Annotated in this window: 15 protein-coding genes; 5 read left to right on the forward strand and 10 right to left on the reverse strand. The window is 62.1% G+C overall.

Annotated elements, in window-relative coordinates; translation table 11 throughout:
- Positions 1 to 13: 13 nt before the first annotated feature.
- Genes pxpB through ACTJK4_RS17215 form a run of 3 tightly spaced genes read left to right on the forward strand, consistent with a single transcriptional unit; the run spans position 14 to position 2,504 of the window.
- Positions 14 to 721: a 5-oxoprolinase subunit PxpB gene (gene pxpB / locus ACTJK4_RS17205; protein WP_440818500.1), complete on the forward strand. Its 708-nt coding sequence runs from the start codon at positions 14 to 16 to the stop codon at positions 719 to 721.
- On the forward strand, positions 718 to 1,686 hold the full coding sequence (locus ACTJK4_RS17210; RefSeq protein ID WP_440818501.1) for a biotin-dependent carboxyltransferase family protein: 969 nt from the start codon (positions 718 to 720) through the stop codon (positions 1,684 to 1,686). Before pxpB ends, ACTJK4_RS17210 begins: the two co-directional genes overlap by 4 nt.
- A 44-nt stretch (positions 1,687 to 1,730) precedes the next feature.
- Entirely contained in the window at positions 1,731 to 2,504 is a 774-nt protein-coding gene (locus tag ACTJK4_RS17215; RefSeq protein WP_440818502.1) for a LamB/YcsF family protein, read from the forward strand.
- A gap of 460 nt (positions 2,505 to 2,964) precedes the next feature.
- On the opposite strand, the gene ACTJK4_RS17220 is transcribed toward ACTJK4_RS17215, so the two are convergent.
- Positions 2,965 to 3,132 (reverse strand): hypothetical protein, encoded by a 168-nt coding sequence (locus ACTJK4_RS17220; protein WP_440818503.1) that lies wholly within the window; start codon positions 3,130 to 3,132, stop codon positions 2,965 to 2,967.
- A 152-nt stretch (positions 3,133 to 3,284) separates the two neighbouring features.
- Between ACTJK4_RS17220 and ACTJK4_RS17225 the strand changes: the two genes are divergently transcribed.
- The gene (locus ACTJK4_RS17225) at positions 3,285 to 3,683 is read left to right on the forward strand and encodes a hypothetical protein (RefSeq protein WP_440818504.1); all 399 of its coding nucleotides are present in this window, start codon (positions 3,285 to 3,287) and stop codon (positions 3,681 to 3,683) included.
- A gap of 26 nt (positions 3,684 to 3,709) precedes the next feature.
- On the opposite strand, the gene ACTJK4_RS17230 is transcribed toward ACTJK4_RS17225, so the two are convergent.
- The 7 genes from ACTJK4_RS17230 to ACTJK4_RS17260 form a co-directional block, all read right to left on the reverse strand.
- Positions 3,710 to 3,988: an antibiotic biosynthesis monooxygenase family protein gene (locus ACTJK4_RS17230; protein WP_440818505.1), complete on the reverse strand. Its 279-nt coding sequence runs from the start codon at positions 3,986 to 3,988 to the stop codon at positions 3,710 to 3,712.
- Between the two features lie 38 nt (positions 3,989 to 4,026).
- Complete coding sequence (locus tag ACTJK4_RS17235; protein WP_440818506.1) at positions 4,027 to 5,067, reverse strand: porin; 1,041 nt, start codon at positions 5,065 to 5,067, stop codon at positions 4,027 to 4,029.
- A 181-nt stretch (positions 5,068 to 5,248) separates the two neighbouring features.
- Positions 5,249 to 6,562 (reverse strand): MFS transporter, encoded by a 1,314-nt coding sequence (locus ACTJK4_RS17240; RefSeq protein WP_440818507.1) that lies wholly within the window; start codon positions 6,560 to 6,562, stop codon positions 5,249 to 5,251.
- A gap of 260 nt (positions 6,563 to 6,822) precedes the next feature.
- Positions 6,823 to 7,887 (reverse strand): isocitrate/isopropylmalate dehydrogenase family protein, encoded by a 1,065-nt coding sequence (locus ACTJK4_RS17245; protein ID WP_440818508.1) that lies wholly within the window; start codon positions 7,885 to 7,887, stop codon positions 6,823 to 6,825.
- A 19-nt stretch (positions 7,888 to 7,906) separates the two neighbouring features.
- Complete coding sequence (locus tag ACTJK4_RS17250) at positions 7,907 to 8,332, reverse strand: cupin domain-containing protein (RefSeq protein WP_440818509.1); 426 nt, start codon at positions 8,330 to 8,332, stop codon at positions 7,907 to 7,909.
- A gap of 33 nt (positions 8,333 to 8,365) precedes the next feature.
- Positions 8,366 to 9,736 (reverse strand): NAD-dependent succinate-semialdehyde dehydrogenase, encoded by a 1,371-nt coding sequence (locus ACTJK4_RS17255; RefSeq protein ID WP_440818510.1) that lies wholly within the window; start codon positions 9,734 to 9,736, stop codon positions 8,366 to 8,368.
- Between the two features lie 28 nt (positions 9,737 to 9,764).
- On the reverse strand, positions 9,765 to 10,685 hold the full coding sequence (locus ACTJK4_RS17260) for an amidohydrolase family protein (protein ID WP_440818511.1): 921 nt from the start codon (positions 10,683 to 10,685) through the stop codon (positions 9,765 to 9,767).
- 421 nt (positions 10,686 to 11,106) lie between these two features.
- Between ACTJK4_RS17260 and ACTJK4_RS17265 the strand changes: the two genes are divergently transcribed.
- Positions 11,107 to 11,991 (forward strand): GntR family transcriptional regulator, encoded by an 885-nt coding sequence (locus ACTJK4_RS17265; RefSeq protein WP_440818512.1) that lies wholly within the window; start codon positions 11,107 to 11,109, stop codon positions 11,989 to 11,991.
- Between the two features lie 65 nt (positions 11,992 to 12,056).
- Here ACTJK4_RS17265 and ACTJK4_RS17270 read toward each other — a convergent pair whose 3' ends face one another.
- Positions 12,057 to 13,331, reverse strand: coding sequence for an aminotransferase class V-fold PLP-dependent enzyme (locus ACTJK4_RS17270; RefSeq protein ID WP_440818513.1), 1,275 nt, complete (start codon positions 13,329 to 13,331; stop codon positions 12,057 to 12,059).
- A gap of 62 nt (positions 13,332 to 13,393) precedes the next feature.
- Positions 13,394 to 14,719 (reverse strand): glutamate/aspartate:proton symporter GltP, encoded by a 1,326-nt coding sequence (gltP, locus tag ACTJK4_RS17275; RefSeq protein ID WP_440818514.1) that lies wholly within the window; start codon positions 14,717 to 14,719, stop codon positions 13,394 to 13,396.
- Positions 14,720 to 14,738 lie beyond the last annotated feature (19 nt).

The raw sequence follows: 14,738 nt of genomic DNA on the forward strand, positions 1-14,738 counted from the left end.
GCTACGCTCCAGTATGACGCTCACACTAGAAGTACCTGCGCCCGAGTTGGCGCCGGAGGCCGCTGTCCGAGTACATGCGGCGGGCTCAGGCGCCATCTTGTTCGATCCGTCCACCGGTGCATTTGAGCTTGAGATTCAACAACGCCTGATTGGGCTTGCTGATCGTCTACGGGCTGAACTCGAAGCCGACCAGAACGGCGAGCTCGTGCTTGGCGTGAACAACCTCTTGTTCCTCTTCAATCCTCTTGTGTTGCACCCTGCCGAGGCGGAAGCCTGGATTCGCCGGCTGTGGAGCACCACCGCCCCCCTCGCCAACGCCGGCCGTGAGATTGAAATTCCGGTCACCTACGGGGGCACGGCGGTCGAAGACCTGCACGACCTTGCCGCGGGCGCATCGATGTCCATCGAAGACTATGTGCATCGCCATAGTTCAGCGATCTACACCGTCGCCTGTGTTGGGTCGATGCCGGGCTTTGCCTATATGGCCGGCCTGCCCTCCGAACTCGCGGTGCCACGGCGCAAGGTGCCGCGCATGAGCGTAGCGGCCGGCTCGGTCATCGTTGGTGGCAGCCAAGCTGGGGTGATGCCCTGCACTGCGCCATCGGGCTGGCACTTGGTTGGGACGACAGATCTGGAGATGTTCAATCCCCGGCGGCAGCCCGCATGTTTCCTCGCCCCTGGCGACCGCGTGCGCTTCTTGGTGAGAGGGGTCGAGCTTTGATCGAAATTCTCTCCAACGGCGCCCCCAACGTTGTTCAGGATCTCGGCCGCCCTGGGCACATGGCGCTGGGCGTGAGCCGCGGCGGAGCAATGGACCCTGTGGCCTTGTCGCTTGCCAACGCGCTGCTCGGCAACGCTGCGGATGCAGCGGCCGTCGAAATCTGCCTGTTTCCCTTTCGGGCAAAGTTTTGCGTCGACACCGACTTTGCCGTGACAGGCGCAGACTGTACTGTCCGGCTAGACAGCAGCGTGATTCCGCCCTGGTGGGGACGCTCGGCGCAGGCCGGTCAGACGCTCGTCATCGAACGGCCGAAGCATGGTGCACGTGCGTATCTTGCGCTTCGCGGCGGAATCGATGCAGCACCCGTGCTGGGCTCCAAATCTACCGATCTGAAAGGGCGATTTGGCGGCCTCGAAGGCCGTGGGTTGCGTCGGGGCGATACGCTGCCCCTGTGTCCGCGCCCCGGCTACGGCGAGCGGGCTCTAGATCTCGGCATTGTCCCCAAGGCGCTTCCCGCGTTCTGGCAAGAACTGGCTTCCGGCTGCGTCAACGTGCACGCGCTTCCTGCAGCCGAGTACGGGCTCTTTACGTCAGACGCACGTGAGGCGTTCGAGCAATCGACGTATGAAGTGACCCCCGACGCTAATCGGGTCGGGTATCGCCTTGCAGGCGCCAGTCTCTCACTTGTGGCACCTGTGGAGTTGCTCTCGCACGGCATCGTCCCTGGCACGGTACAGGTACCACCCTCGGGTCAACCGATTGTCCAGCTTGCGGATGCCAACACCTGTGGCGGCTACCCGAAGATTGCGACCGTGATCGAGGCCGATTTGTGGAAGCTCGCGCAAGCCCCTATCGGCTGCCGCATCCGATTTTCCATCACCGACATCGACACCGCGGTATCCGCACTGCGTCAGCAACACGATGAACAAACCACCCTTCGTCAACGGCTCGCGCTCGTTACATGAAGCGCGTAGACGAAGCCAAACATCAACATCCAGGAGAACTCCATATGAATGCCCCCCAATCCATCGCGGTTGACCTGAATTCCGATATGGGAGAGGGTTTTGGCGCGTACCGCATGGGCGATGACGAGGCGATTCTCAACATCGTCACGTCCGCCAATATCGCGTGCGGATTGCATGCCGGCGACCCGGAAATCATGGCCAAGACGTTCAAACTCGCCAAAGCACGCGGCGTTGCGGTCGGCGCCCACCCTGGCTTTCCAGATCTGTGGGGTTTCGGGCGCCGGATCATCCCCTACACGCCCGGCGAAATCGAGCGATTGGTGGCGTATCAGATTGGCGCTGCAGAGGCACTTGCGCGATATGCGGGGCACCGTATCACCTACGTGAAACCCCACGGCGCGCTCGGTAACCTGACCCAGACAGACGCCGACGTCGCAACAGCCATCGCGCGCGCTATCAAGGCCGTCAACCCCGAACTGATCTGCATGACCTTCGCCGGCGCAATCATGGCCCGCATCTGTAGCGAGATGGGCTTGCAGGTACGCAACGAAGTGTTTGCCGATCGCGCCTATGACGAAGAAGGCCACCTCGTGCATCGCAAGGTCCCGGGGGCCGTCTTGCATGATCCGGACCAGGTTGCCGAGCGCATGTTGCGGATGGTCCAGGCTGGCGCAATTGAAACGGTCTCCGGGCGCATGCTGCCCGTTCAGATCGACACGATCTGCGTGCACAGCGACACCCCGGGGGCCATCGACATGGCTGCGAAGGTTCGGCGCACGCTTGAACACGCCGGCATCGCCGTGAAGTCGCTTAGCTAACGAACCCGCGCCGCCATGAATGCCCGGGACATTCAATGCCTCGTCGAGACACTGGATTCAGCACAGATTCGCGAGTTCGAGTACACGTGCGGCTCCGACCGGCTGCACGTGAGCTTCTTTGAGACCGCCGTGTGCACAACACACGCGATCCCTATGGCGGAGAATTCCGGGGAGCCCGCAAGCGTCCCATCTCCCGCGGTAGCGCCAAAACAATCGGTGAGTGTTCGATCGCAGCGCGTCGGCATCTTCTGTCGCACACATCCGCTTGTTGGCATGCCACCGCCTAAGGTTGGGGACACCGTGACAGCAGCTCGGAGCATCGGCTACATCCGCATCGGGCAGGTGTTTTGGGCCGTTCCCGCTCCGCACGATGGGACGCTATCGAGACTCGTCGCGCAGGACGAGAGTGTTGCGGGATACGGTGATGTACTCTTCGAGATCCAGCCCAACGATTGAATGACTATCCTGCCTCGGACTCCGTATAAGCCCAAGCCTCCAAGAACGCGGCCACCAACTTGTTCTCCTCGTGTTTGCGCGTGATCGCCACCACCGTGGCGCTCTCGTCGATGTCGCGCACGGGCACGAATGCAACGTCGGCACGGTTGCTTTCTGCGATGGATTGACCCACCAGCGTTCCGCCCAAACCACCTCGCGCGGTTTGAGGCAAGATGCACAGATTGACAAGTGAAAACGCCGTCAAGCGTGCTCAGCACTGGGTTACCACGCATTTCAAAGGAACCTCAGCGCCGCAGTCGCTTGCAGTGTCAAGACCCTATCGAGATGAACGATCTGCCTTACCTGGATTTCCAGCAACTCGAAAACCTGGCATCACGCTCCGACAGCGTGAAAACACCCTGCGAGTGTTCCAAGACGTCACTGGCAGGCTGGTCTAGCCTCCCCGTGTCTTTCCCTGAAGAACAGTTGCAGCGTATCGGCACGCTTGTCCAGGGCAATGTCGACGAAGCCACCTTTGCAGAGTTCCACCCCGGTGGCACGGGCTATTGGTCTGATGATGCACCGATCGCCCCTCACTATCTTCCGTACAACCGGAGCGACGTCTGGGAATGCAAGGCATGCCGCCGCGTCTTCCTTCGGTACACAGAAGGCGGCGGCTATTTTGTCGATCAGCGCGTTCGAGCGCTGACTGGCTCCTTATTGGTGGATGCGGCACTGTCCTAGTTCAACGAAGCGCGAACGCTACAGCGCTACAACACCAACTCCGTGTGAACGACCTCAGGCGCTTTGGCAAAGAACGGCCCCACCAGCTTGCGCCACTCCTGGAAGTCATCAGACTGTCGGAAGTTCACCATGTGGTCTTCTACCGTGTTCCAGCGCACCAACAACACGTAGCTGGTGTCCCGTTCCACGATGTGATGCAACGCTGCGCCATGGCAGCCCTTGGCCCGTGCAAACAACGGCAGGGCTTGCTGGACAGCGGCTTCAAACTCGCGCTGCTTGCCGGCGAGAATTTCGATGTGGGCCATTTCAAATACCACGTTGCACTCCGGTGGATTGGATTGAGTTAGAAGCGATGCCGGAAACCAACGCCCCCGCCTAGCTTGTTGCCTTTGACACCCATGAACGTAGGCACGGTATACCCGCCTGTGATCCGGTTAAAGTCGACTTCGGCATAGACGTCGGTCCGCTTGGACAAGTTGTAGTCGGCGATGGTCGTCACCATGAGTCGGCTGCCATCGGGATTGCTTTGGCGATCGTAGTGCGATGCCAGCGAGACCGTGAGCGCTGAAGTGACGTCAATGGCAAATCCACCCGTGAATACGTTATTGCGGGCTGTACTCACGCTGTAGCGGTTGTTCAGGTAACCGAAAGCCAGCTTCACAATGCCGATCCGGTAGTTGCCACCCACGCCCCAGACCTGGCGTGCTTCTGGAGTGGTCAACGCATTGGCCTGCTGCCAGAAAGTACCCACGTCCAACGGCCCCGCGGTATAGCCGAACGAGAGGCCGTAGCTGGAACTGCGCTTGGTCTGGCCGGGCACCTCGCCAAAGGTGTAGTGCGCGCCAGCGGAGAAGGCACCCCATTGGCCGAAGTACTTGGCCATGTTGTCTTGGCGCGGACCGGTGTAGCTGTTGACGATGGTGACTGGGTCGAGGTTCGGGTGCCCGTTCGGCTGGAAGCGCGCGGAGGCGTCATACGCGGTCGTGAACTGACGCCCCAATGTCAAGGAGCCGATGCCGTCGCGGCTGAGACCCACGTAAGCCAGCCGGCCGAACAAGCGCCCCTGCGTGCCGGTGCTAGTCTGGCCGTAGTTGGCGGTTGGCGTGCCTTGTGCGGAGACGCCGGTACTTGGGTCGAAGCCGCTCTCCAGCGTGAAGAGCGCAGACCAGCCGCTGCCGAGGTTTTCGTTGCCGCGCATGCCCCAGCGCGATCCACTGAAGTAGCCATCGGTCAGCTCGGCGAGGTGCTTGTCACCTGCGTTGTTGTTGGAATAGCGCAGCGTCGTGTCGATGATGCCGTACAGCGTGATGCCAGGGGCCAATTGTGCGTGTGCGGCGCCCGCGCAGGCGGTCATGGCCAGTCCTGCGATCAGCGTTTTCTTCATGGGTTCTCCTCCGGTTCTCTTGTTGTGGTGGTGCGGATCGCCCGCGTCCCTGCGTCCCTAGCTCGTGGGAGACGAAGTGCGTTGCCTTTTGTGGTAATGACCCGCGTGGGTGAAAGCAGCCCCTCCGGCGCGAGGCCGGAGAGCGTTGCCTGATGCGAGATGCTCGAGATGCGTGCGGGTGTCAGTCCTTCTTGACCAGCAACGTGAGCGACGCGGTCAGCACGGCAGAGACCACGAGGATGGCCGCCATCGCCCAGATGCCCGCTGAGAACGTCCCCGTGGACTGCTTGAGTGCACCGACCATGGCGGGGCCTACCCAGCCACCCAGCGTCCCGATCGAGTTGATGAATGCCAGCCCACCCGCGGCGGCCACGCCGGTCAGGAACCTGGTCGGGATCGTCCAGAAGATGGCCCGTGCCGAGCTCACGGCAACCACGGCCAGGCTGATGCCCAGCAACTCCATGGCAAAGCCGTCGGCCACGGCGGAAAGCCCCAGCCCGGCCGCGCCCAGCAGGCACGCACTCATCAGGTTGACGATCTTCTTGCCGCTGCGGTCAACCACCTTTGCCCACAGCAGCATGCCAACGATCGCCGCGAGGTACGGAATGGTGGACAGGAACCCCACTGTGACGGTGGTGAAACCACGTCCCTTGAGAATCAGCGGCAACCAAATACCGATCCCGTAGGACCCGAGCACGAACCCGAACTGGATGGCGGCAAGCAACAGCACGCGGCCATCCTTCAATGCGGAGAACAGCGCTTTCTTGGGCTTCTCGCGCGGTTCCTCATGCAGCATCTGGATGAGCTCGCTGCGTTCGTCCGCGGTGAGCCAGTACGCATCCTTCGGATCGTCGCGCAGGTAGGCAAGGACTGCGAAGCCGATCAGCACCGCCGGCAGGCCCTGCACCAGGAACATCCACTGCCAGCCATGTAGGCCAAGGAGTCCGTTGAGCTCCAGCAGATACGTCGACATTGGCCCGCCGATCACGGACGAGATCGGCACGCCCAGCATGAAGAACGCCAGCACGCGCACACGGTACTCGGCCGGAAACCAGCACGCCAGGAAGAACGTCACGCCAGGGAAAAACCCGGCCTCGGCAATACCGAGCAGGAGTCGCAGGATGTAGAAGCTCGTCGGCCCTTGTACGAGTGCGGTGGCGGCGGCAGCAAGACCCCACGTGATCATGATCCGCGCTAGCCAGCGGCGCGCGCCGTACTTGTAGAGCGCCAGGTTGCTCGGGATCTCGAACAGGCAATACCCCGCGAACAGCACGCCGGCGCCCCAGCCGAACTGCATAGGCGAGAGACCGAGGTCCTTGTTCATCGTCAGCGCGGCAAAGCCGACGCTGGTGCGGTCGATGTAGTTGAAGATGAAGGCCAGCGTCAGCAGCGGAAGCAACCGCCAGGCGTTCTTGCGCATGGCACTGCTGCGCAGCTCGCGTTTGCGGTCTGGCGCTACGGGAACGGTGTCCATTGCAATCGGTTCGGAATGCATCTCAAATCCTTCGATGAAGGTGCGCACGTTCCCCTGACGGTGTGCATGTCAGGACATGCCATCATCCATGGAGCGTGCAGGTGCCAATGCGTGCCGGTCAGGGCACGCGTGTCAGGTGCGTTGGGTGGGCGAGAACGTGGGTTCGCCTAAAGGAGATGGCGCCGCGATTCCAATGGCGTCGGTGCCGGCATGGTTTGTCTCCTATCTGTTGTTGTCGTCTTGTGGCGCAGGGCGGTGTGACTGGCCCCGCGACCTGCTGATTAAGCCGCTTGAACGGCTTCGGCCACCTGCTTGCCGAAGGCGCGGCAGCCCATCGAGCCGCCAAGGTCTGCTGTACGGGATTGCGGGCTCGCCAACACAGCGTCAACGGCAACGTCGATCGCATCTGCGGCGGCAACAAAGTTCGCTTGCTCATGGTGCTCACCCAGCCAGCGCAGCAACATTCCGACCGAGAGGATCATCGACGTCGGGTTGGCCTTGTCCTGGTTCTGGATGTCGGGTGCCGAGCCGTGCTGTGCCTGTGCGCAGCAGAGCGTGTCGCCGGCCATGATCGAGCCGCCCAGGCCCAGGCTGCCCGACAGCTCGCTCGCCAAGTCGGAGAGGATGTCGCCGTAGAAGTTGGTGGCGACGATCACGTCAAAGCGCGACGGGTCTCGCACCATGTAGGCCGTCGATGCATCGACCAGCAGATCGTCGAACCGCACTTCCGGAAACTCCTGAGCCACCTTGCGCACTTCGCGCAGGAACAGCCCGTCGGTCATGTGAAAGCTGTTCGCCTTGTGGATGGCGGTGACGTGCTTCGTGCGCTTCATGGCCAGCTCGAACGAACGGCGGGCGATGCGCTCCGAGCAGTGCGCGGTGATCTTGCGCACGGAGATCGCCATGTCCTTGGAGGGCATCATCTCGCCCCAGCCCTCGTACATGTTGCGATCTGGATAGAAGCCTTCGGTGGCCTCGCGCATGATCACGAGGTCCATGTTGCGCACGCCTTTGCCCAGGAATTCGCGCGAGCGCGATGGGCGGACGTTGGCATACAGGTCCAGGTCGCAGCGGAAGGCGGCGGAGATGTTGCGTCCGCCTTTGTCCGGTGCCGGATAGTCAGCATGCGACTGCGTGCCGAGGATGATGCCGTCGTAGGTGGTCGCCTTGTCGAGCACCTCTTGGCGCAGCGTGGTGCCGTGTTTCTCGAGGCTGGTGAAACCGACGTCTTCGTAATCGAACTGCAGGCCGAGGCCGAAGGCCTTGTCGGCTTGCGAGAGAACGTCGATGGATGCGGCAACGATTTCAGGGCCGATGCCGTCGCCCGGGAGTACAAGAATGCGCATGATGGTGTCGCTCAGAAAGTCAGTGTTTGGGGGTCTGGTGCTCGGCCGAGACAGGGCGTGTTTCCCCGCTGTCGGCCAGCGTGCGGGTGGCGTCGAGCACGGCGTAGATCCACAGGATCTTCATCGGCGCCGTCTTCGAAAGATTGCGGAAGCGATGTGGCACGTTGGGCGGAATGAACGTGGCATCGAGTGGCTTGAGCGGGTACTCCAGGCCGTCGATGTCGAGGATGGCTTCGCCTTCCACCAGGACCACGCTTTCCTGGCAGTTGTGGCTGTGGAACGGAATCTCCACGCCCGGAGCGAACGAGGTGTAGCCGGTGATGAAGCTGTCGGACCCGATGCCGTGGCCGACGAGTGGCGTGGTACTGGCACCGCCGCCACGGTCGTAGGTCGGCAGTTCATCCGGCTTGAGCAGGGCGGCGCCCGAGGGTGTCTTGATTGTCATGGTTGGCTCCAATGCGTTGGGGGCAGCACTGCGTCAGCGGGCGGGCCCGACCCACACAGTCTTGATGTTGGTGAATTCGCGAATGCCGACTTCGCCGAGCTCGCGGCCGTAGCCCGATTGCTTCACGCCGCCGAAGGGCAGGCGCGCGTCGGAGGCCACCAGCCCGTTGATGAACACGGCGCCCGCTTCGATACGCCGCGCGAGCTGCTTTGCCTGTTCGGTATCGGCCGTCCAGATGGCGGCACCCAGGCCGAACTCAGTCGCATTGGCCAGTTCAATGGCCTCGTCCGCGCTCTTCACGCGCAGGATGGCGGCGACGGGGCCGAACGTCTCTTCGCGCGCAGCGGGCATGTCCGGCGTGACGTGATCGAAGACGGTCGGCGCATAGAAGAAGCCAGCGCCCGGCAGCGGCGCACCGCCAGCCTTGAGCGTGGCACCAGCTTCGATGGTGCGTTCCACCTGGCGGTGCAGTTCGTCCCGCAGGTTGGAGCGCGCCATGGGGCCGACGGTGGTGTCGCGCTGTGTCGGGTCGCCCACCTTCAGCTTCTCCACTTCCTGGCAGAAGCGCTCGACAAAGCGATCCGCTACAACATCCGCCACGATGAAGCGCTTGGATGAGATGCAGCTTTGGCCGGCGTTGGAGAAGCGCGCCTTAACGGCAGCCTTGGCAGCCGCATCGACATCGGCATCAGCCAGTACGACAAACGGGTCCGAGCCGCCCAGCTCAAGCACCTGCTTCTTCATCGCACGACCTGCCTGCGAGGCGACCAGCTTGCCCACAGCGGTGGAGCCGGTGAGTGTGACGGCCGCGATGCGCGGGTCATCAATAAGTGCGGCAACACCCTCCGGTTCGATCAGCAGCGAAGCCACCAGACCCGCAGGCACATCCGCTTCCAGGAACACGGACTCCAACACCTGCGCACACTGCGGCACATTCGCCGCATGCTTGAGGATCGCGCCGTTGCCGGCGCACAGCGCCGGCGCCGCAAAGCGGATGAACTGCCATACTGGGTAGTTCCACGGCATGATCGCCAGCACGACGCCCAGTGGGTCATAGACGACCAGGCTTTCGCTGGCGTTGCTTTGCACGGTCTGGTCGCCGAGGTACTTGGCGGCGTGCTTTGCATAGAAGTGGCAGGTCCAGGCGGACTTCTCGATTTCCGCTTCTGCCTCGGCGATGGGCTTGCCCATCTCCAGCGTGATCAGCGCGGCCAGCTCGGCCTTGCGGCGCAGGAGCACATCGCCCACGCGCCCGACTGTAGCCGTGCGGGTGGCCAATGGCGTATTCGCCCATGCCTTCTGGGCAGTCGCAGCCGCGTTGAGGGCTTGCTCGACGCGTTGCTGCGGGTCGGCATCAAAAGTGGCCACGACTTGCTCGGTGGCGGGGTTCAGAGTTCGAAACATCGGAATGCCTTGTTGGGGAGAGGAAGTCTTAGCTCGTGGACTTGGCGAAGTCATATAGACGCGCTGGGTTGTCAACGAGAATGCGTTTCTGCATCTCGGGTGTCTTGGCCCAGCCCATGAGTTGGTTGAGCGCGCGGCCGGCGTCTTCGCTGCGGAATGGCTCGATCTGTTCGAGGTCGCCGCTGCGGTTGCCCGAGCTGCCGGTGTGCGGCCAATCGGACGCCCACACCAGCCGATCGGGGCGGGCGTCGATCAGTGCGGCTGCAAACTCGCTCACATCGTCGAAACCGGGGGCATTCTTCGAGGCGCGATACGGGGCAGAAAGCTTGATGTAGACGTCGCTCGCCTTGACCAGTGACACGACATTCGCAAACGCAGCCTTCTGTTCTTCCTTGCGATACGTCTTGATGCCGGCAAAGTGATCCAGCACCACTGGAACCTTCAGTTCGGCGATGCCCGGGGCGATTTCCGCAATGACATCCACGTCGGCGTAGACCTGGACTGCCCAGCCCAGCGGCCCCACCACATCTTGTGCGCTCTTAAGTTGCGCGAGCGCGAAATCACGGTTGCGTTGGCCGCTCACCTCGAGATTCAGCCGAATGCCGCGCACCCCCACGCTGTGCATCGACTCCAACTCCGCATGCGTGGCGCGCTGGAGATCGATCACGGCAACGCCACGCGCCTGGGCCGGCCCCAGCCGCCCGAGTGCGTCGAGCATGGCAGCGTTGTCCGTGCCGTAGACACTCGGCTGCACCAGCACCACGCGGCTCATGCCAATGCGCTGCTCGAACACCAGCAGATCCTCGACGCGCGCCACGCCCGGTGTGTAGGAGCGCTTGGCAGCGAACGGGAAGCGCGCGGCATCAAAGATATGCACGTGGCAATCGCAACTGCCGGAGGGCGGCGGGACGGTTGGCACGCTCACGTTGCGCACGAGGTCGGGGTTCACGCCGGCTCCTTGCCCATTGGCAGGCCCGATGGCCGCAAAACCTGACGGAAGGGCGAGGCTGCCGACAGCAGCAAGGCCAGCCTCAAGAAGATGCCTACGTTGCACATGAGTCTCCTGGTTCTTCAGATTTGCAAAGGGGGTGCGCGGGAAGCGATTGATTGGTATTTTATTTAATCAAAAGACCATGTAAAGGGTTTTTTGAGAAGACAAAATGCCGAGGTGACAGAGCGACATGGACAAGCGGCTATGCTGTACGGCTTTGTGGGAAATACTCGTGGTTTACCCGTGGGCGTCGTTTTTTCGACCCGGAATGCCCATCGGGCTGCTGATGCAACACTTTTCGGATGGTCCTTTGAGGACGCAAAGTTCCGGATTCGAGCTGTGTTAACATCGCCCCACCGCCCCAGTCATCCATTGCCCCATGGCTCGCCAACTCGCCGACACGCTCGCGGCCAACATCCACCAGTACATCGCCAGCGCCGGCATGACGCCCGGTACGCGGCTGCCCGAGCGGGCGTTGGCGGAGCAGTTCCGTGTGTCGCGGTCTCCAGTGCGCGAAGCCTTGAAGCGACTGGCCAGCCAATCGATCGTGATTGCGCATCCTGAGGGCGGTTACGCGGTCGCGGAGGCCGACGCCGCCCAGCCGACCGGCGCGATTGAGTCCGAGACGGCCGGCGCTGACGAAACCGAAGAGACCTATCTGCGCATTGCCGAAGAACGCCTGCGCGGAGAACTCCCCGACCGCTTTACAGAGAACGAGCTGATGCGCAGGTATGGCGTCACGCGCGGGCAGTTGAATGCCATCCTTCGGCGCATGGCCCAGGAGGGCTGGGTGGAACGGCTCCCGGGGCACGGGTGGATGTTTTTGCCGGTGCTCACATCGGCGGAAACGTATTCGCAGGGCTACCGATACCGGCTGCTGATCGAGGCCGCCGGTATCCTGGAGCCGACCTTTAAGCTGGATCGCGAGGCGCTGCTGCGGTGTCGTGCTGAACAGGAAGCGCTGGCCAATGGGGGCGTTAGGACGGCATCGCCTGCCAGCCTTTTCGACGCGAACAGCCGGTTGCACGAAACCATTGCAGCCTGTTCGGGCAACGCATTCATCCTGGACGGATTGCGCCGTCTGGATCGGCTCCGTCGATTGATGGAGTACCGCAAGGCGGTCGACCGTGACCAGGCCGAGCGACGCTGCCGCGAACATCTGACGTTGATCGATCTGCTACTGGGCGGGCAACAGGAAGCCGCAGCAGATTTCCTGCGGTTGCACTTGCGCAATGCCGCGCGGGAAAAGACCTCGGGTGAATAGTGGGTTGCCCCACGCCACCAGTACAAAACAAAGCGAAACGGCCCGGACGATCCGGGCCGTTTTCTTTAGAGCGCTGCCAGTTCTTCTGTGATGGCGAGGAAGCGCACGATATCGTGCGGCGTATGGCAATGCAGCGGCGACACCCGCACCGCGCCGGAGAGATTGAACGACTTCAACATCCGGCCCGAGTACAGGCTGGACGCAACGCGCTCGTAGACGATAACGCCGCGCTTCTCATACTCGCGCACTGCTTGGGTAGGCTCTAGGTTCTGAAAGCCCACGCCAACGATCAGGTCGCGCTGCGTGAGATCTGGGTGATCCCAGTGCACCTCGATGCCACGCATCGGACGCAGACCGCCCTGCCCGCCATAGCCGTCCAGCAACGCCGTAAGCAGCGCTCGTTCATGCTGCTCAATCCGACGCATGCCTTCAACGAAGAGCTCGCGCCGTTCGGTCTGATCACTGAAATACCGGCCGATCCACGTCACGTAATCGACAATTGCGCTGACTACCGCGAATTGCGCCGGCGCCGGGCTGCCCAACTCCCACTCCCCCGGTTGTTTTGCGGTCAGCCGATGGTGCGGAAGTTCAGAGGCGCGCGGCGACAGCCATGACATGCCGGAACCACGGCAACCAAAGAATTTGTACGGCGCGAAGTTGATGCCATCGACGGGCGTCTTCTTCAGATCAATCACACCGTGGGGGGCGTGCTGTACCGCGTCCACAACGATGAACAGTCCCGGCTTCTTCGCCCGTGCGCGCTCCACAATGGTGGCGATATCGAGCTTCGCGCCGGAAATGTTCGAGGCGTAGATCACGCTCAACAGTGCCGTGCCTTCGTCTACGAGTGATAGGATCTCGTCCGCATCCACGCCACCTGTTTCGGGGTTGCTCCGAGCAACGCGCAGCGTCTTGCCGGTTCGCTCTGCGTAGAACGCCATCGCGTCGTATGAAGACGGGTGCTCCAGCACCGTGGTCACCGCGTTGGTGCCCGGCACGTTTTCCATGATTGCCCGCACCATGTCGAACATCGCACCCGATGCGGTGAGCGAGGCATAGATGCTGCCGCCTTCTGCGTTGAGGATGGTTCGGATGTCGCTCTCGCCGCGCGCCTGCACGTCCTGAAGATAGCGCGCGCGCTCGTGAATACGTTCGGGGCAATCCGGCAGCGCATCGATACCCACATACGCCTCCAGGGCAGCCTTGAGTCGGAACGAACCGCCGGCGTTGTCAAAGAACAGGCGTTCTCGACCATCCATGTCGCGCTCGACATGGTGAAATCGCGCGACGATCTCTTGCATCAACGCTTCGGAAAAAAATTCGCCTTTGCTGGCATCCATCTGAATGACTCCAATGTCTGACTAATTTCTGATCGTCGCTCGGCAGCGTGCGATCTGGGTGTTCATGCGTCGAGCGAAGCGAGATAGGCCTCGCCCTTCTTGGCGTCGTACTGACCTTCCCATTTGGCGATTACCAGGGGAGCCAGTGCATTGCCAACAACGTTGAGGGCCGTGCGCCCCATGTCCATGATGCGGTCCACACCCGCGATAAACGCGAGCCCTTCCAGCGGCAGACCGGCGCTGGCCAGCGTGGCGAGCAGGATCACGAACATGAAGCCGGGCACACCCGCCGCGCCTTTCGAGGTGACCACCATCGTGAGCGTCAGGACAAGCTGCTCCTGCCAGCCAAGGTGGGTGCCATACAGCTGCGCGACAAACAGCGTGCCAATGCCAAGATAGATCGATGCGCCATCCAGGTTGAACGTGTAGCCGGTGGGCACAACGAACGCCGTCACGCTCTTCGGCACGCCGTAGTCCTCCATCTTCTTCATGAGTTGCGGCAGCACTGTGGCCGAGCTGCATGTGGAGAACGCGATGATCAGCTCGTCCTTGATAACGCGCAGCAACGTCAGAATGCGGAAGCCGAATAGACGTGCAGTCACGCCCAGCACCGCAATGACGAACACCGCAATCGCGAGATAGGTCACGGCAACAAGCTTGAGCAGAGGCAGCAGCGACGCAAAGCCGAAGTTGGCCACCGTCACGGCAATCAGGGCGCAGACCCCGATGGGGGCATAGCGCATCACGATGCCCGTCACCTTGAACATCGCCTCGGCAATACCTTTGAGCGTGGCGACCACCGGCTTGCGAAACTCGTCCGGCACGGACTGCAACCCCAGCCCGAACAGTACAGAGAAGAAGATCACAGGCAGCAGATCCCCCTTGGCCATCGAGGCCAGAATATTGTCCGGAACGATGCTCAACACCAGTGCCATGAACCCGTGGTGGCCCTGCACTTGCTGCGTCACCTGCTGGTAGCGCGAGATGTCGGTGTGCGCCAGTTGCGACATGTCGGTGCCAGCACCAGGCTGGAACACGTTCCCGATGACGAGGCCCAGCACGATCGCAATGGTGGTGATGACTTCGAAATACACCAGCGTCTTCAGGCCGATCCGCCCCAGCGTCTTGCCGTCACCCACACCAGCGATACCGATCACCATGCTTGTGAAGACGATCGGCACCACGATCATCCGAATCAGCTTGATGAACATGTCGCCGGCCGGCTGGAGTAGCCCGGCAACCGCGCCGTCCCGCATCTGCGGGAAGTGATTCAGGGCGAGCCCGACAGCAATGCCGACGGCCAAGCCAATGACGATCTGCCAAGCCAGACCAATGCGAGGCTTCGGGGACACGCCCTGCAGGGGCGGACTTTCGATTGCGGATTCCATGGTTGTCTCCTCTTGTAGT

This window comes from Ralstonia sp. 22111, from assembly GCF_052045895.1.
In the GTDB taxonomy this organism is placed as follows: domain Bacteria; phylum Pseudomonadota; class Gammaproteobacteria; order Burkholderiales; family Burkholderiaceae; genus Ralstonia; species Ralstonia wenshanensis.